At 33.4% G+C, this 17845-nt stretch carries 15 protein-coding genes and 1 pseudogene; 11 read left to right on the top strand and 5 right to left on the bottom strand.

Annotated elements, in window-relative coordinates; translation table 11 throughout:
* Window positions 1-80 precede the first annotated feature (80 nt).
* From tig to AC1RP1_RS05220, 6 genes are all read left to right on the top strand, one after another.
* Entirely contained in the window at window positions 81-1379 is a 1299-nt protein-coding gene (gene tig, locus AC1RP1_RS05245) for a trigger factor (RefSeq protein WP_409022411.1), read from the top strand.
* Window positions 1380-1556: 177 nt separating this feature from the next.
* On the top strand, window positions 1557-2816 hold the full coding sequence (gene clpX, locus AC1RP1_RS05240; RefSeq protein ID WP_409022412.1) for an ATP-dependent Clp protease ATP-binding subunit ClpX: 1260 nt from the start codon (window positions 1557-1559) through the stop codon (window positions 2814-2816).
* Window positions 2817-2954: 138 nt separating this feature from the next.
* Window positions 2955-4022: a WxLIP family cell surface protein gene (locus AC1RP1_RS05235; protein ID WP_409022413.1), complete on the top strand. Its 1068-nt coding sequence runs from the start codon at window positions 2955-2957 to the stop codon at window positions 4020-4022.
* Window positions 4023-4056: 34 nt separating this feature from the next.
* Window positions 4057-4509, top strand: a complete 453-nt coding sequence (locus tag AC1RP1_RS05230; protein WP_481761713.1) for a hypothetical protein — start codon at window positions 4057-4059, stop codon at window positions 4507-4509.
* 119 nt (window positions 4510-4628) lie between these two features.
* On the top strand, window positions 4629-5234 hold the full coding sequence (gene yihA, locus AC1RP1_RS05225) for a ribosome biogenesis GTP-binding protein YihA/YsxC (protein WP_481761714.1): 606 nt from the start codon (window positions 4629-4631) through the stop codon (window positions 5232-5234).
* The gene (locus AC1RP1_RS05220) at window positions 5224-5517 is read left to right on the top strand and encodes a nucleoside triphosphate pyrophosphohydrolase family protein (protein WP_409022416.1); all 294 of its coding nucleotides are present in this window, start codon (window positions 5224-5226) and stop codon (window positions 5515-5517) included. Before yihA ends, AC1RP1_RS05220 begins: the two co-directional genes overlap by 11 nt.
* 37 nt (window positions 5518-5554) lie before the next feature.
* Here the strand turns inward: AC1RP1_RS05220 and AC1RP1_RS05215 are convergent, their stop codons facing one another.
* Window positions 5555-5707: an SPJ_0845 family protein gene (locus AC1RP1_RS05215; protein WP_409022417.1), complete on the bottom strand. Its 153-nt coding sequence runs from the start codon at window positions 5705-5707 to the stop codon at window positions 5555-5557.
* A 202-nt stretch (window positions 5708-5909) separates the two neighbouring features.
* On the opposite strand from AC1RP1_RS05215, the gene AC1RP1_RS05210 reads away from it, so the two are divergent.
* The 3 genes from AC1RP1_RS05210 (at window position 5910) to uvrC (ending at window position 9976) form a co-directional block, all read left to right on the top strand.
* A complete protein-coding gene (locus AC1RP1_RS05210) occupies window positions 5910-7370 on the top strand; it encodes an ABC transporter substrate-binding protein/permease (RefSeq protein WP_481761715.1) in 1461 nt (486 codons plus the stop codon).
* Window positions 7363-8097, top strand: a complete 735-nt coding sequence (locus AC1RP1_RS05205; protein ID WP_409022419.1) for an amino acid ABC transporter ATP-binding protein — start codon at window positions 7363-7365, stop codon at window positions 8095-8097. Before AC1RP1_RS05210 ends, AC1RP1_RS05205 begins: the two co-directional genes overlap by 8 nt.
* A 109-nt stretch (window positions 8098-8206) precedes the next feature.
* Window positions 8207-9976: an excinuclease ABC subunit UvrC gene (gene uvrC / locus AC1RP1_RS05200; RefSeq protein ID WP_481761716.1), complete on the top strand. Its 1770-nt coding sequence runs from the start codon at window positions 8207-8209 to the stop codon at window positions 9974-9976.
* Window positions 9977-10091: 115 nt separating this feature from the next.
* Here the strand turns inward: uvrC and AC1RP1_RS05195 are convergent, their stop codons facing one another.
* The 3 genes from AC1RP1_RS05195 to AC1RP1_RS05185 are packed head-to-tail and all read right to left on the bottom strand — an operon-like array spanning window position 10092 to window position 13708.
* The gene (locus tag AC1RP1_RS05195) at window positions 10092-12020 is read right to left on the bottom strand and encodes a PTS fructose transporter subunit IIABC (RefSeq protein ID WP_409022421.1); all 1929 of its coding nucleotides are present in this window, start codon (window positions 12018-12020) and stop codon (window positions 10092-10094) included.
* Between the two features lie 24 nt (window positions 12021-12044).
* Complete coding sequence (gene pfkB, locus AC1RP1_RS05190) at window positions 12045-12956, bottom strand: 1-phosphofructokinase (RefSeq protein ID WP_481761717.1); 912 nt, start codon at window positions 12954-12956, stop codon at window positions 12045-12047.
* Window positions 12953-13708 carry a DeoR/GlpR family DNA-binding transcription regulator gene (locus AC1RP1_RS05185; protein WP_481761718.1) on the bottom strand — a complete coding sequence of 252 codons (756 nt, stop codon included), beginning with the start codon at window positions 13706-13708 and terminating at the stop codon, window positions 12953-12955. Before AC1RP1_RS05185 ends, pfkB begins: the two co-directional genes overlap by 4 nt.
* A 194-nt stretch (window positions 13709-13902) precedes the next feature.
* On the opposite strand from AC1RP1_RS05185, the gene obgE reads away from it, so the two are divergent.
* Complete coding sequence (gene obgE / locus AC1RP1_RS05180) at window positions 13903-15219, top strand: GTPase ObgE (protein ID WP_409022424.1); 1317 nt, start codon at window positions 13903-13905, stop codon at window positions 15217-15219.
* 81 nt (window positions 15220-15300) lie between these two features.
* The gene (locus AC1RP1_RS05175; protein ID WP_481761719.1) at window positions 15301-17211 is read left to right on the top strand and encodes an acyltransferase family protein; all 1911 of its coding nucleotides are present in this window, start codon (window positions 15301-15303) and stop codon (window positions 17209-17211) included.
* Window positions 17212-17337: 126 nt separating this feature from the next.
* Here the strand turns inward: AC1RP1_RS05175 and AC1RP1_RS05170 are convergent.
* Window positions 17338-17760, bottom strand: a pseudogene (locus AC1RP1_RS05170) (transposase); the annotation flags it as partial.
* Between the last annotated feature and the right edge of the window lie 85 nt (window positions 17761-17845).

Genomic DNA, 17845 nt, shown 5'->3' with positions numbered 1-17845 from the left:
AATCTAGTAATGATACGGTAAAATAGACAAGTATATAAATAGTACGAATATAAAATTTTTGTTCTACCGGAGGGAAAACAATGTCAGCAAAATTTGAAAAAACAGGTAAAAACAATGGAGAAATAACATTCGAAATTGAAACTGATAAAATTAAAGAAGGATTGGAAAAAGCTTTCTTAAAAGTTAAGAAAGATTTAACTGTTCCTGGATTCCGTAAAGGAAAAGTTTCACGTCAAGTATTTAACAGAATGTATGGTGAAGAATCATTATACGAAGATGCTTTAAACATTCTATTGCCAGAAGCATACGAAAAGGCACTTGAAGAAGTTAAAGTATCACCCGTTGATCAACCTGATATTAACATTGATAGTTTAGAAAAAGATTCTACATGGGTCCTTAAAGCTAAAGTTACACTTCAACCAGAAGTTGAATTAGGTGACTATAAAGGATTAACTGTTCCTAAACAATCACGTCGAGTAACTAAAAAAGACGTAGAAGATAGTTTAGAAGCAAAACGTCAACAACAAGCTGAACTTGTACTTAAAGAAGACGAAGCAGCTATTTCTGGCGACACTGTTATCATTGATTTTGAAGGTAAAGTTGATGGCGTTGCATTTGATGGTGGAAAATCAGAAAATTATACTCTTGAATTAGGTTCAAATTCATTTATTCCTGGATTTGAAGACCAATTGGTAGGACATAAAGCTGGAGAGGATGTTGACGTAAAAGTTACATTCCCTGAAGATTACCAAGCTGAAGACTTACGTGGTAAAGAAGCAGTATTTGCTGTTAAAGTTCATGAAGTCAAAGGCAAAGAACTTCCAGAAATGGATGATGAATTTGCTAAAGATGTTGATGAAGAAGTTAATACGCTTGAAGAATTACAAGCAAAAACAAAAGATCAAATTAAAGAAACAAAAGAAGCTGCAGCTAAGGAAGCAATTCAAGATGCAGCAATTGAATTAGCAGTTGATAATGCTAAAGTTGATGAAATTCCTAATTCAATGATTGAAGAAGATGTTCATCGCCAAATGGATCAATACCTTGCAAATATGCAACAACAAGGAATTGACACAAAGATGTACTTCCAATTAACAGGAACAAGTGAAGACGATTTACACAAACAATTTGAAGAAGGCGCAGAACGTCGTGTTAAAACAAATCTTGTGTTAGAAGCTATCGTTGCCGCTGAAAAAATTGAACCTTCTGAAGAAGAAGTTTCATCTGAAATATCAAACTTAGCAGAACAATATGGTATGGAAGAAGAAGCAGTTCGTTCTGCTCTTTCAGACGATATGGTAAAACATGATATTGCTATCAAGAAAGTTGTTGACGAGTTAGCTGACTCAGCAGTTGAAGAAGCAAAAATGAAAAAATAAATAATTAATCGGATATTTTGATTAATCATTTTGAATGAATGAGATTGAAGCGAGTTTATTAGCTTCAATCTTTTTTGTTAAATACATTTGAACGTAAATATTCGCGAAATATTGCTTTATTTGGTACTATAGGTATGCATAAAGTAAAAGATGAGAAGAAAAATACGAGGTGGTAAAATGTTCGAAAATACTGAAGAAGGCGGACCCGTAAATTGTTCTTTTTGCGGTAAGTCACAAGATCAAGTAATGAAAATCGTTGCTGGACCTGGTGTTTATATTTGTAATGAATGTGTTGATTTATGTAAGGAAATTATCGACGAGGAATTCAGGGAACAAATGGATTCTGAACCATTACTTGTATTAAAACCACAAGCAATTATGAATAAATTGAATGATTATGTAATTGGGCAAGATCAATCTAAAAAAACGTTGTCAGTTGCGGTTTATAATCATTATAAACGAGTTAATCATATGCTTGAAGTTGACGAAGATAATGACGAAACAGAATTACAAAAAAGTAATATTTGTTTAGTTGGTCCTACGGGATCAGGTAAGACATATTTAGCACAAAGTTTAGCTAAAATTTTAAACGTACCATTTGCTATTGCAGATGCCACTACTTTAACTGAGGCTGGATATGTTGGTGAAGATGTTGAAAATATCCTTTTAAAATTATTGCAAAGTGCAGATTATGATGTTGCAAAAGCTGAAAAAGGAATTATCTACATTGATGAAATCGATAAAATTGCTAAGAAGAGTGAGAATGTTTCAATCACACGTGATGTATCAGGTGAGGGTGTTCAACAGGCACTTTTAAAGATTCTTGAAGGTACTATTGCAAGTGTTCCGCCTCAAGGTGGACGTAAACACCCACAACAAGAATTAATTCAAATAGATACTAAGAATATTTTATTTATTGTTGGTGGGGCATTTGCTGGAATTGAAACAATGGTCAAAAATCGATTAGGCGATAAAACGATTGGTTTCGGTGCTGAATCCAATTCTGAAACTATTGATGAACAAAATAGTGTTATGCAACAAATTATTCCAGAAGATTTATTAAAATTTGGATTAATTCCTGAATTTGTTGGTCGTTTACCAATTATGACAGCTTTAGAAGAATTAAAAGAAGAAGATTTAGTTCGAATTTTAACGGAACCTAAAAATGCATTGGTTAAACAATATACAAAACTTGTTGAATTAGATGGTGTGACGCTTGAATTCGAACCTGAGGCATTGTCACGAGTTGCCGAACTTGCTATTAAGCGAGATACTGGGGCACGAGGTTTGCGATCTATTATTGAAGAAACAATGCGTGATGTTATGTTTGATATTCCAAGCCAAGAAGACATCGAGCGCGTAATTATCACTAAAGCAACAGTTGATCAAACTGATGGTCCTGTAATAATTAAAGGGAGCAAGAAAGCAGCATCTTAAAGTCTTGTTAGAGTATAGTCATTTAAAGACTGTCAAATATAGTGAGTACACTCTAAAAAAAAGACATAGTAATGAATATAAATGTAGTATAATGAATTTAAGGTTAATAATTTTAATAAATAATAAAGGGTGGACGTCATGAATAAAACAATAAAAAAAGCGATTTTGTTCGGATTTTCTGGGGTATTGTTGGGTGGACTTGGGTTATTCAATAAGTCTGTTGAAGCTAAGGCTCCTGCAAATAATATTGGGTACAGTGTTCAAAGTATTCAATCTGATAAACAAGTTAAAGCTAGTTTGAAACAATCATACTTTGATTTGAAATTGGATGCTAAGGAAAAAGAAACGATTTCAGTTAAAATCTTTAATTCATCAGACAAAGCATTAAAAATTCGTAATGCTGTTTATACAGCATCTACAAATGATAATGGTCAGCTTGAATATGCAAAAGAATTAGCAAAAAAGAATATTGATAAATCAATGAAATATCCTTTAGCTTCACTTACTAAGTTAGATTCAGGTAGTGTCGTAACAGTTCCTGCTAAAGGAAGTAAAATCGTTAAGGCTACAATTACTATGCCAAAAGATAGTTTCAACGGTGTTTTGTTAGGTAGCTGGTATTTTGAAAAAGTTGATAATTCAACTAAAGAAACAAGTAATAAAAAAGGGATTTCAATTTCAAATGCATATTCATATGCAATTGGAATTAAAATTTTAGAGAAGAAGACGGTTGAACCAAATATGAATTTATTATCAGTTAAAGCTGGTATGAGAAACTATCGTAAAGGTGTATTCCCTGTATTCCAAAACGATAAAGCCGTAATTATTCCTAAATTAACAATTAAATCTGAAATTATGAAAAAGGGTTCAACAGATGTTTTAGAAAATACAACATTAAAGAACCTATCAATGGCTCCTAATTCAAATTTCAAATTCCCAATGCTTTATGACAAGGGTCAATTAGAAGCTGGAGACTACACATTAAAGGCTGTAGCAACAAGTGGTAAAAACACTTGGAAATTCAATAAAAACTTCACAATTACAAATGATGATGCAAGTAAGTACAACAAAGATGCTATTGGAGATCCACAAAAAGCAACAAATCCGCTATGGTATGTTGCTTTAGGTCTTGGTCTCGCAATCCTAGTGATACTAATCTTTTTCCTTATTAAAAGATATGTTGATAAGAAAAAAGCTGATAAGTAAGTATTTAATATTATTATTTATTTTATTTTTCAGTATGCTCGTGACACTTAAAAGTGTGTCTGCAGACATAACGTATGGGTACAGTACGTTACCTAATACGGTTAACAAATATGTTAAGAAAAATAATTCAGAATTTGCAATTTATTCTGATAGTAATAATAGAGAATCACCTTATTTGCAAATAATCGCAACTGATGGATTGACACCATCATGGCAATTGAAAGGTAGGCTACAATATAAGTCAAACGATATTGTACATGTTGACTTATTTCGGCCAAAGTTACAGTCTGGATTAAAGAATATGCCAAGAACTTATGGTGATCTAATTTCTGGAGATTCAACTAATATAACAGCAAATGCTAAAGATAGTAGTGGGGAATATTTATTTTATTGGCCCAATACTTTAATTCAGATTTTGACAACGCATGTGGTAACATATTCGGAAGTACAAATAATTTGGATTATCCAAACGGCAGCAACAAAATAAAAGCTTTACAACATCGAATTATTTAATTCATGTTGTAAAGCTTTTTGATTCAGATTAAGTTACATTAACACATTTTTATATGGTAAAATGGTTTGAGTATTGAAAGGAAGGTGTTTAATATGGATGTTCATAATGTTGAACTTGTTATGAGTGCCGTTGCACCAGCACAGTATCCAACAGATGGTATTCCTGAGATTGCACTGTCAGGACGTTCTAATGTTGGAAAATCATCATTAATAAATACGTTAATAAATCGTAAAAGTTATGCGAGAACTTCTAGTCAGCCTGGAAAAACGCAAACATTGAACTTTTATAACGTGGAACAAAAATTATTTTTCGTAGATGTTCCAGGATATGGATATGCAAAAGTGTCAAAAACAGAACGTGCAAAGTGGGGACAAATGATTGAAACCTATTTAGCAGAACGTACTTCTTTAAGAGGGGTCATTTCATTAGTTGATGCTCGACATGAGCCAACAAAATTAGATGTTCAAATGGTTGATTTTCTTCACTATTACGATATTCCTGTATTGGTTGTTGCGACAAAGAGCGACAAAATTTCTCGTGGTAAGTGGAATCAACATGAGAGTATCATAAGACGTTCATTGTCTTTGACACCTGAAGATGATTTTGTTTTATTTTCGGCTCAAGACAAATCTGGAAAAGAAGAGATTTGGCAATGGATTGAAAGTCATACAGAACTAGGAGAAAAAAATGGAATTTAATGAATATCAAGAAGCAGCAAATCGCACATTATATGGAACTGAACAAGTTTTAACAAATTGTGCATTAGGTGTTGCGGCTGAAGGTGGACAATTAGTTGATTTAATTAAAGATTATACTTTTAAAGGTCGAGAATTAGATAAAGTGAAATTAACTAAAGAAATGGGAGATGTACTTTGGTATTTATCCCAAATTGCTGAATGGGCCGATATTGAATTTGATGATGTTGCAAGAGATAATATTTTAAAATTAAATAAACGTTACCCAGATGGATTTAAAAAATAAAAAAATTCAGATAAGTTTATAACTTATCTGAATTTTTTTATTTTTTAGGTTTCGATTCTTTAACATCAGAACTAGGCTTCTCTTCCGTTTCTGAAGACTTAAGTTCAACTTTAGCAGGATCTTTAGGGTCAAGTGCAAATTTATCAAATAAACTTTCCAAGTTATCTTGGCGTTGGATTTTTAAGCTCATAATTGTAGCCTCCTTATGTAAATATAGAATAACAGTTTATTAAAATGAATACAAGACAACTGATTAATGCATAAAAAGCGCTTTAAATAACTTTTATATGTATAAAGTCATTTATTATATGTATTTAATTGCATAAAAAATCTTTGTAGCATATAATCGATTTATTCACTAATAAGAGAAATTAAAAAAGAGGAGTAAATTGATGCAAATAAATAAAAAATGGTTTATAGGTATATTAATCGCATTTTTCATGATGTTAGTTGGTAGTAATCAAGTAAGTGCTGCAACTGGTAACTCTTTACAGAATGTTAAGGATAAGGGAACGTTAGTACTTGGAACAAGTCCAGATTATCCACCCTATGAATTTCAAACAACAGTTAATGGCGATGATAAAATCGTTGGATTTGATATTTCAATTGCACAAAAAATTGCTAAAGACATTGGAGTTAAGTTAGTAATTAAGAAAATGGATTTTGACTCATTACTTGTTGGCTTAGAAACTAATAAAATTGATATGGTTATTTCAGGTATGAATCCGTCGGATGATCGTAAAAAAAGTATTGATTTTTCAGATGTTTATTACAATGGAAAACAAATGATGTTGGTTAATAAGACTGATGAAGATAAATATAAGACTTTAAATGATTTTTCTGGGCTATCAGTTGGGGCTCAAACTGGATCGCTTCAATATACAATGAGTAAAGAACAAATAAAAAATGTGAATATTAAAGGGTTGGCTAAAGTAACCGATTTAATTTTAGCGCTTAAAAGTGGTAAGGTAGCGGGTGTTGCCATGGAAGAACCAACTGCTAAAGCATACGCACAAAATGATAGTTCATTAGCAGTTGTTAATCCTGGATTTATCTCAGCGCCTGATGCAAGGGGAGCTGCAGCCGGATTTGCAAAGAATTCCGATACTTTGGTGGCAGCTGTAAATAAGTCTATTAAAGAAATTAAAAAGAAAAATTTAATAAATACGACATATTTACCTGAGGCTAGTAATTATTTAACAAAAAATACATCGGATAACACAATGATTCACTATTGGAAATATTTTGCCAAAGGAATTGGTTATACTTTATTAATAACGGCGGTTTCAGTTATTGTTGGTGTTATATTAGGAACGTTGCTAGCACTCATGCGTTTGGGCAAAAATAAAGTGATTAAAGTAATTGCAGTATCCTACATTGAATTTGTTCGTGGAACGCCTCTAATGATTCAAGTGATGTTTGTGTACTTCGGTATTGGAATGTTAGTAAATATTCCAGCGCTAATTGCAGGTATTATTGCTGTATCGCTTAATTCAGGCGCATATATAGCTGAAGTAATACGATCGGGAATCTCTTCTGTTGATGATGGACAAATGGAAGCAGCAAGAAGTTTGGGGCTTTCACAGAAAGAGACGTATCAGTCTGTTATTATTCCACAAGCACTAAAAAATATTTGGCCAGCTCTGGGAAATGAATTTATAACATTAATAAAAGAAAGTTCAATTGTTTCTATTATTGGTGTGACTGATTTAATTTATCAGATGAAAATGGTTCAATCAGCTACTTATAAAGGTATTGCGCCTATCTTTGTTGCAATGTTAATTTACTTTGTTTTAACATTTAGCTTATCTAAATTATTAAATTACTTTGAAGGGAAGATGAAGCATGTCTAAAATTATTGAAGTTAATAAATTAAGAAAATCCTTTGGAAAAAATGATGTTTTAAAAGATATTTCTGAATCAGTTGATAAAGGACAGGTTATCTGTGTGATTGGACCATCAGGATCTGGTAAAAGTACCTTTTTACGTTGTCTGAATCTACTTGAAGTTCCTACATCAGGGGATATTTTATTCGAAGGTGAAAATTTAACAAGTTTAAATGAAAAAGACTTAAATCAATTGAGAGAAAAAATGGGGATGGTTTTTCAAGGTTTTAATTTGTTTCCAAATATGAATGTAATTGAGAATATAAAATTGGCTCCCATGAAAGTTAAAAATATATCAGATAAAGAGTCAGCTGATATAGCTACCAATTTATTAGAAAAAGTTGGATTAGCAGATAAGGCACTACAATATCCAGATAGTTTATCTGGTGGTCAAAAGCAACGAGTTGCGATTGCCAGAGCATTAGCCATGGATCCAGAAGTACTCTTATTCGATGAGCCAACTTCAGCATTAGATCCTGAAATGGTCGGAGAAGTACTTAAAGTTATGAAAACGTTGGCTAGTGACGGAATGACGATGGTAGTTGTGACACATGAAATGGGTTTTGCTAGAGAAGTAGCAGATCAAATTTGGTTCATGGATCAAGGATATATTCAAGAAAAAGGACGTCCAGAAGATGTTTTTGATCATCCGACGTCAGAACGTGCGCAAGATTTTTTATCAAAGATATTGTAAAAAAATAGATTTCAGATAGACTCCCGTCTATTTGGAATCTATTTTCTTTATTCAAACGCTTGTTCGGGGTATAATTAAAGCATATATTAACGTAAAGAAGGTGCCTCGATTGGCTTCAGAGCATATCGAAAATAAATTAGCATTATTACCAGCATTACCAGGATGCTATATCATGAAAAATTTAAATAGTCAGATTATTTATGTTGGGAAAGCAAAAAATTTAAAAAATCGGGTGCGTTCTTACTTCAAAAGTGCGCATGATGGAAAAACAGCTAAATTGGTTTCTCAAATTGTTGATTTTGAAACAATTATTACATCCACTGATAAAGAAGCATTTCTGTTGGAAATTACTTTAATTCAAAAACATCAGCCGTATTATAATATAAAATTAAAGAAAGGTACTGGATATCCATATATTAAAATTACAAATGAAAAAGACCCAATGATGCAAATCGTTAGTCAGGTTAATAAGGACGGTGGATTTTATTTTGGTCCTTATCCAAATGTTTATGCAGCTCAGGAAACATTGCAGTTTTTACAAAAAGTTTATCCTTTAAGAAGATGCAATGGATTTCAGAAGCGACCATGTTTGTATTATCATATGGGGCAATGTTTAGGCTCTTGTTTTAAAGAAGTTCCGCATGAAAAATATGAGGCTCAAATAAAAAAAATCAAATCATTTTTAAATGGTAATGTGATTGTAGCAAAACAAAAACTAAAAAAAGAAATGAGTAAGGCAGCGGATGAAATGTTATTTGAACGTGCCGCTGAATTACGTGATCAAATTCATTTTATTGAAGTTACTGTTGAAAAACAAAAAATCATTTCAAATGATAATACACCTAGAGATTTGTTTAATTTCTATCTGGATAAAGGTTGGTTGTCAATTCAAGTTTTCTTTATTAGGCAAGCACGATTAATGAAGCGAGAAAAAAGACTTTTTCCAATTGTAACAACGGCTGAAGAAGAAATGGCAACTTTTATCCTTCAGTTTTATAATCGAAAAAATAATGTGTTACCAAAAGAAATATTAGTTCCAGCAGGAATTGATACAGATATCTTATCTGATATCTTACAAGTACCAATTCGGACACCACAACGTGGGCAAAAAAGTGAACTTTTAAAATTAGCTAAAAAAAATGCTCGCTTAGTTCTTGAAGAAAAATTCAGATTACTAGAATTAGATGGGCGCAAAACAACTGGTGCCATGAAAGAAATTACAGACGCTATGGGGATTCCAGAAGGTCATCGAATAGAATCTTTTGATCACTCACATATACAAGGGACTGATCTGGTATCAGCCATGGTTAGTTTTATTGATGGTAAACCTGAGAAGAGCGAATATCGCAAATATAAGTTGAATACAGTTGATCATGCGGATGAAGCAGCAAGTACACGTGAAGTTGTTCGCCGACGTTATACACGTCTTTTGAAGGAAGGTAAGCCTATGCCAGATTTAATTTTAATGGATGGTGCTGAAATACAAATAGAAGCTGCAAAAGACGTTTTAAGTAATGAATTAGATTTAATGATTCCAGTAGCGGGGATGGTTAAAAATAACAAGCATAAAACATCTGATTTAATGTTTGGTGATGCTGATCAAAGACTATCATTGGATCCAAAGAGTGAAGGGTTTTACCTTTTACAAAGGATTCAAGATGAAGTCCATCGATTTGCCATTACCTTTCATCGTCAAGTTCATTCAAAGAACTCACTTAGTTCTCGTTTAGATTCTATCCAGGGTGTTGGGCCAAAAACCAAAACGAAATTGTTAAAAGAATTTGGGTCGATGAAACATATTAAAGACGCTTCAATGGAAGAGTTACAAGGATTAGGTATTTCAAAGACAGTCGCACAAACAATAAAATTATCATTATAAATTTACAAAAGGAGTCCTTAATGACAGAGATTTATGTCATTAAGGACTCCTTTTTATTTTAAAATAAAGAAGAGCTATCAGGTATTATCCTGATAGCTCTTCAAAGTTAAACGAATTATTTCTTATTTTCTTTTGCAACTGGACGCCAGATACCGAGGATAATCCCTGCAACTGCAGCACCAATTAAAACAGAAAGTAAGTAGAACGTTTTATTTGTAGCTAAGGCAATTACCCAAAGACCACCATGAGGTGCAGGAACAGAGACGTTCCAGAATTGACTTAAACCACCACCGATTGCAGCACCAATTACACTTGATGTAATGACGTGTAATGGATCTGCTGCTGCGTAAGGAATAGCACCTTCAGTAATAAATGAAATACCAAGAATGTAGTTTGACAAACCGGCTTTTCTTTCATCTTCAGAAAATTTATTTTTCCAGAATGTTGATGCAATAGCTATTGCAAGTGGAGGAATCATACCACCAACCATAACAGCAGCCATCATTTTACCATCACCAGTAGAAGTGAAGACACCAATTGAGAATGTATAAGCTGCTTTGTTAAATGGACCACCCATATCGATAGCCATCATAGCAGCAAGAATTGTACCGATTAAGACGGCATTGGCTGTTCCCATATGAGTTAAGAAATCTGACAAGACATGATTAATTTGTGCGAAGATAGGATTAACCATAAAGAACATAATCGCGCCGACAATTAATAAGGATAAAATAGGGTAGATTAGGATAGGTTTCATCCCATCTAGTGATTTTGGTAAGTTTTTAAAGAGTTTTTTAAGACCGACAATAACATAACCGGCAATAAAACCAGCTGCTAAACCACCTAAGAAACCAGAAACAGATTCAGTTTTAATAACATTTGCGGCAGCAAAGTTAGCCATGTAACCACCAACAATACCAGGCATAAGGGCAGGACGATCACCAATACTCATAGCAATAAAACCGGCTAAGATAGGTACTAAGAAAGCAAATGCATAATTACCAATTCCATTTAAGAAGATAAAAGTTTGTGAACTTGAGCCACCGGGAACGTATTGTTCAACGATGAATGAGAGTGCCATTAAGATACCGCCACCAACAACAAATGGTAACATGTGTGATACACCGTTCATTAAGTTCTTATAAATTTCATTCCAAACACTACCAGAGGTTTCTTCATCATTTTCAGCAGCGTCGGTTCCTTTAGCATGATAAATAGGTGCTTTTCCGTTTACTGCGGCAGTAATCAATTCTTCGGCTTTTTTAATACCATCGGTAACAGGACGGTTAATTAAAGGTTTGCCATCGAAACGATCCATAGCAACTTTTTTATCAGCGGCGACAATGACACCAGACGCACGTTTAATTTCTTCGTCAGTTAAACGATGCTTAATACCTTCTGAGCCATTTGTTTCAACTTTAATGTCAACGCCCATCTCTTCAGCTTGTTTGATGAGGGCAGCTTCAGCCATATAAGTATGAGCGATACCAGTAGGGCAGGCTGTTACAGCGACCACGTATGGATTACCTGATGGTTTAACATCAGTGTTTTTAGCAGCAAGTTGTGCAGCAGCTTCTTTTGCTTCTTTTTCATTTTCAGCGGCAGTGAAGGCAGCTTGAACCTCATCTGGAGTTGTGACTGTTTTTAATTTATCAACTAAATCGGGATTAATTAATAGACTTGATAAAGCAGCTAATGCTTGTAAATGGGCATCGTTTGCACCTTCAGGAGCAGCAATCATGAAAAATAAAAATGTAGGTTGACCATCAAGTGAATCATAGTCAAGTCCTGCTTTACTTTTAGCAAATAGGACAGTAGCACGTTTAACAGCTTTATTTTTTGCATGTGGCATGGCAATACCTTCACCGATACCAGTAGTTGATTGTGCTTCACGTTTTAGAATGTCTTGTTTGTAAAGTTCCTCATCATCAATCACGCCAGCCTCAAAGTATTTATGTACCATTTCATCAATTGCTTCGGCTTTTGTTGTTGCTTGAAGATCCATAATCATGACATCTTTAAGTAATAATTCATTTAAGTCCATAGTGTAAAACTCCTTTTATAATAGTTAGATTTTCTTAATATCAATTTGTGGTAAAATTTCGTTAATTTTTTCAATAGTTGCAATATCTTCAGAAAATGCAGTTGCGGAGCCACAAGCTAGTCCATATTTAAAACTTTCAATAGGATCATTAGTTTTTGCAAAGGTACCTGTAAAACCAGCAATCATTGAATCGCCAGCACCAACTGAATTAATAACAGTCCCTTTAGGCGCATTACTTTGGTAAACAGCATCTTTAGTAATCAATAGGCCGCCATCGCCAGCCATTGAAATTAAAACATGTTGTGCACCTAATTCTAATAATTTTTGACCATATTTCACAATATCGTTGATACCGTTTAAAGTAACATTGAATAATTCGGCTAATTCATGGTGATTTGGTTTCACGACGAGAGGTTTTTCACTAATTGTTTTCAATAGTGCTTCACCAGTTGTATCAATAACAAATTGTGCGCCTTTAGAACGAATTACTTTAATTAATTCATAATAAAAATCTTGAGATAGGTTAGGAACTAAACTACCAGCTAAAATGACAGTATCATCAGACGTCAATGTTTCAAATTGCTCATTGAATAGTTTAAGTTCATCATCTGATATTAGAGGACCCTTACCATTTATTTCGGTTTCTTGGTCAGCTTTTATTTTAATATTAATTCTAGAATCAGCTTTTATTTTTGTAAATTGAGTATCTAGGTGATTAGCTATCATAGCTGACTTAATAAATTCACCTGTGAATCCACCAATAAAACCAAGTGCTTTATTAGGTTGATTCAATTCATTTAAAATTCGGGAAACGTTTATACCTTTACCACCTGGTAATTTTGTATCATAATCCATCCGATTAACTTCGCCAAGCGTTAACTTATCTAGTTGAACGATGTAATCAATAGAAGGATTTAAAGTTACTGTGTAAATCATTGTTGTACCTCCAAAATTTTTGTTTGTGTTTTATAATTTTCAGAATCAGTTACCGGCAATTTATCAGTGATAATTGTAGCCTGATTAAGATCTGCAACTTTAATGAATGAAACTTGGTTAAATTTTGATTTGTCGGCTAAAACATAAGTTTGTCGACTTTGATGAATTGCGGCCAGTTTAACTGCGGCTTCTTCAGGATCTGGTGTGCTAAATCCAAATTTATTGTTAATTGAATTAATACCGAGAAAGACTAAATCAAATTGAAGGTTCTTGATTGATTTAATACTATCAGCTCCCACAATAGCCTTTGTATTAGCTTTAACTTGACCACCGATGACGATTGTTCTAATATCATTTTCAGAAAGAGAAAGTGCATGATTAACACCGTTTGTAACAACAGTTAGATTGTTAACTAACTTAAGATAGGGAATCATTGCGAAAGTTGTACTACCAGCATCAAGAAAAATCACATTATTAGGTTTGATTAAATTTGCAGCAGCTTTAGCAACTGCTATTTTATTTGGCGTATTTAATGAAAATTTTTCTTCTAAATTTGCTTCAACTTTTAATGATTGGATGCTTTGTGCACCACCATGAACTCTTACTAATTCACCATCAGTTTCAAGCTGCTGTAAATCGCGTCGAACAGTTGATTCTGAGACATTTAATTTATGACAAATATCTTGTAACTTAATATAACCATGTTTGTCAATTTCAGAAATAATATATTGGCACCTTTCAATTGTAAGCACTTTCTCAACTCCTTATAAATAAAATACCACCAAAAACATTCAAAATCAACCAAAAACATTCAAAAATACCAAAAAAATTTGAAATATGAGAAATTGGCTTGAATTTTTAAAAGAGTTAAGTAAATACATAGACAAATGACTTTTTCTTCTTTAAAATAGTAAGTTAGTAGTCAACGGAAAGAATAGGTGATCGTATGTTTATAGATCAAGTTACAATTGAAATAAAAGCAGGTAAAGGTGGCGACGGGATGGTAGCGTTCCGTCGAGAAAAATATGTACCTAATGGTGGACCAGCCGGTGGTGATGGTGGCCGTGGTGGTAGTATTGTATTTGAAGTAGATGAAGGATTAAGAACTTTAATGGATTTTAGATACAGTAAACATTTTAGAGCTGAATCTGGTGAAAAAGGAATGATTAAAGGGATGCACGGACATGGTGCACCTGATAAAAGAGTTCAAGTACCAGAAGGAACAACAATTAAAGATGCTGAAACAGGAGCAGTAATCGCTGATCTCGTTCATAAAGGAGATTATGCTGTTGTTGCCAAGGGTGGTCGAGGTGGTCGTGGCAATATTAGATTTGCTAGTCCTAAAAATCCAGCTCCAGAAATTTCTGAAAATGGTGAACCTGGAGTAGAACGTAAAATTCAACTTGAATTAAAAGTTTTAGCTGATGTTGGGTTAGTTGGATTTCCATCTGTCGGTAAGTCAACGCTTCTTTCAGTTGTGACAAGTGCCAAACCTAAAATTGCAGATTATCATTTTACAACGTTATCACCTAATTTAGGGATGGTTCGTTTAGATGATAACCGTGATTTTGTTATTGCTGATTTACCCGGATTGATTGAAGGGGCTTCAGTTGGCGTTGGATTAGGAATTCAATTTTTACGTCATATTGAGCGGACACGTGTTATTCTTCATTTAGTTGATATGAATCCTGAAGAAGGTCGTGATCCGTTTGACGACTATCTTAAGATTAATAAAGAATTAAAAAATTATGACCCTGAATTACTTGAACGTCCGCAATTAATTGTGGCAAGTAAGATGGATATGCCAGGGGCTGCAGAACAGTTAGAAGCATTTAAAAAACAATTGGCAGAAGATTCTACAGTGGAAGAAACACCTCGTGTATTTTCTACTTCTTCTATTACTCGTGAGGGACTACAAACCTTAATGAATGTAGCTGGTGATTTATTGGAAGAAACACCAATGTTCCCAGCACTAAACTTGAAAGAACAAGAAGCACAACAAAAAATCTATGATTTCGAAAAAGAACAAGAAAAATCTGCACCTGATTTTGTTATTAATAGGGATGAAGATTTAACTTGGGTTCTTTCTGGAGAAAAATTAGAACGTCTATACCAAATGACAAATATGGACCGAGACGAAAGTTTGATGCGTTTTGCACGTCAACTTCGTGGTATGGGTGTCGATGATGCTTTACGTGAACGTGGTGCTAAAAGTGGGGATATAGTGAGAATTGATAAATTCTCATTTGAGTTCGTTGAATAATTCGGAATATTAATAATTTACGGTTACGCTATCAGCAAATAAAAGGGTAATTTATATAAGATAAGAGGAGAACGGAACAAGATGGATAAGAAAAAAAGATTAAAAAAAGCCAGATATATTACTGGCTTTGATGGCGTGAGGACATTGGCTGTTATTGGGGTTATCCTTTATCACCTCGTGCCATCTAGTCTACAAGGTGGATACTTAGGTGTACCGATATTTTTTGTTGTATCGGGTTACTTGATTACTGATTTACTTAATCAGGAATGGGAACAAAATAAAAAAATTGATGTTCTAGGCTTTTATATTCGACGGGTTCGACGACTTTATCCAGCGTTATTGACGATGTTGATTGCAACTATTGCCTATATAACACTATTTCAAAGAGAGTTATTGAAAAATATTCAAGAAATTTTCGCATCAAATTTGTTATATGTTTATAATTGGTTTCAAGTTTTGCACAAAGAATCATATTTTGATCATTTCGGGACGCCATCACCATTTACGCATCTTTGGTCGCTATCAATTGAAGGTCAGTACTATTTTTTCTGGCCTATTATAGTGGCGTTGCTAATTGTGTTTTTAAAACGAAAAGAACGGATTTTTAATCTTATCTTTATCTTAGCTTTTATTTCCGCATTAGCGATGGCCTTCTTGTATAAAGCAGGATCTGATCCAAGTCGTGTCTATTATGGAACGGATACAAGAATGTTTTCAATTTTATTGGGGTCAGCACTTTCATTTATTTGGCCAAGCAGTTCTTTAAAAAAGGAAATTTCAAAAAAAGGCCGATTTGTTTTAGATGCGTTAGGTATAGTATCGCTCATAACAATTATTAGTTTGTTTTTGACTATGTCAGATCAAAGTTCGCTTGTTTATCGTGGAGGGATGTTTTTCTTTTCAGTTTTAGTTATGATTTTTGTAGCTACAATTGCACATCCTGGAGCGGATATGAACAAAATTATGACAAATCCTGTTTTTACTTGGGTTGGTAAGAGAAGTTATGGCATTTACCTATATCAATTTCCAATAATGGTATTCTATGAGTCAAAGATTCAGAGTATAGGTGATCATCCATGGCTAAACGCGCTAATTGAAATATCTATCATTTTATTAGTGAGTGATTTGTCATATCGATTCTTAGAAAGACCTCTACAAAGATTTAATTATAAACAAACATTTACATTTATTAAAGAAACCTTTACAAAGGATATTAAAAAAACTCGTCAAAAATTTTCTATTATTGTGGGTGCATTAATAATTGGTATAGCGTTGTTTGGAATAATTAACGGACCAAGTCTTTCAATTACTGGAGTGAATGCTTTACAGAATACTATTAGTGAGAATGCTAAAGTAGCTGATAAAAAGAATGCTGACGCATTAAAAAAACCGAGCTCGTCTAGTTCTAAGAAAAAACAATCAAGTAGCAAAAGTGCTTCTAAAACTAGTTCTTCAAAAGTAGTTGCTGAAAAACAAAGCCCAACATCATTAACAAAGGCTGAGACAAAAAAAGCCTCAAGCGTATATGCAACGGCAATTGGTGATTCTGTATTGGCAGATGGAGAAAACATATTACAAGATGATTTCCCACATATGTATGTTGATGCAAAAGTCGGTCGTCAGGTATATACAGCTGCTGATGATATTAGGTTGTTGGCTAAGCAAGGTAAACTTCAAGATAACGTTGTTATTGGTTTAGGGACAAATAGTCCATTTACAACCGATCAGTTTGACGATATTATGAGTGCAGTTGGTTCGGGGAAACAAGTTTACTGGATTAATGTACATGTCCCAACAAGGCGTTGGGAAGGTACCGTTAATAGCATGTTGGAGACACAAAAGAAAAAATATTCAAATTTGCATATAATTGATTGGTATTCATATAGTAAGGATCATACAGAGTGGTTTTATGATGATAATGTTCATCCAGATCCCGATGGTTCAAAGTATTATGCAACGTATATTGCAAGACAATTAATTAAAAATATGTAAAATACTTAAGAAGCCCTACAAACTATGGTTTGTAGGGCTTCTTATTTTTGGGTCTGCGTCAAATAGTGTTGGTGAGACGATAAACGTCTAATTTAATTAAGGGAAATCCAAAAGGATTTCCTTTTTTTAGTTATGAATTAATAAAATTCTTTCAAATAGATGATGCCAGTTTCTGAAACCGTAACAGCTACGTTTAAGTGTTTTAATTTTTCGGTTAAGTCCCTCTATAGGGCCATTTGAATATGGTGAAGATAAACTATTTTTAATATAATGCTGATTCTTTTTAAAAGTGGTTATTACAGTATCCATTTCACTGTTATTAGGTTGATAGTCTTCTAATAACTGAGTTAAATTAGAAGTGTCGGCTTTATTGATAGCTAATAAAATATCTTGATATGTTTCATAGACTTTTTTGAAGTTAGAACTTTGTTCTAATCCTAAATCAACAACATTCTGTTGCGTCATATATTCTTTCGTACTAAAAAAATAAACAGATTTTGAACTTTCTAGTTCTGTTTCTTGTTTGTGAAAAAGGCGCCACTGAGTTTTTAAAGCTTTGTAATAATCCCTTTATGGTTGTCAGATGAAATAATATAATTTCATCCGATAATCATGGAGGGATTTTTGTATGTCC

This window comes from Dellaglioa sp. CoH-56-MRSF-13, from assembly GCF_056782095.1.
This window is presented reverse-complemented; position numbering and strand designations above follow the sequence as displayed.

Coding starts and splice junctions, on each gene's coding strand:
- AC1RP1_RS05215 (WP_409022417.1), bottom strand. CDS start 5,707: ATGAGCTTAAAAATCCAACGCCAAGATAACTTGGAAAGTTTATTTGAT.
- AC1RP1_RS05210 (WP_481761715.1), top strand. CDS start 5,910: ATGCAAATAAATAAAAAATGGTTTATAGGTATATTAATCGCATTTTTC.
- obgE (WP_409022424.1), top strand. CDS start 13,903: ATGTTTATAGATCAAGTTACAATTGAAATAAAAGCAGGTAAAGGTGGC.
- AC1RP1_RS05220 (WP_409022416.1), top strand. CDS start 5,224: ATGGAATTTAATGAATATCAAGAAGCAGCAAATCGCACATTATATGGA.
- yihA (WP_481761714.1), top strand. CDS start 4,629: ATGGATGTTCATAATGTTGAACTTGTTATGAGTGCCGTTGCACCAGCA.
- tig (WP_409022411.1), top strand. CDS start 81: ATGTCAGCAAAATTTGAAAAAACAGGTAAAAACAATGGAGAAATAACA.
- pfkB (WP_481761717.1), bottom strand. CDS start 12,956: ATGATTTACACAGTAACTTTAAATCCTTCTATTGATTACATCGTTCAA.
- clpX (WP_409022412.1), top strand. CDS start 1,557: ATGTTCGAAAATACTGAAGAAGGCGGACCCGTAAATTGTTCTTTTTGC.
- AC1RP1_RS05235 (WP_409022413.1), top strand. CDS start 2,955: ATGAATAAAACAATAAAAAAAGCGATTTTGTTCGGATTTTCTGGGGTA.
- AC1RP1_RS05175 (WP_481761719.1), top strand. CDS start 15,301: ATGGATAAGAAAAAAAGATTAAAAAAAGCCAGATATATTACTGGCTTT.
- AC1RP1_RS05195 (WP_409022421.1), bottom strand. CDS start 12,020: ATGGACTTAAATGAATTATTACTTAAAGATGTCATGATTATGGATCTT.
- AC1RP1_RS05230 (WP_481761713.1), top strand. CDS start 4,057: ATGCTCGTGACACTTAAAAGTGTGTCTGCAGACATAACGTATGGGTAC.
- AC1RP1_RS05205 (WP_409022419.1), top strand. CDS start 7,363: ATGTCTAAAATTATTGAAGTTAATAAATTAAGAAAATCCTTTGGAAAA.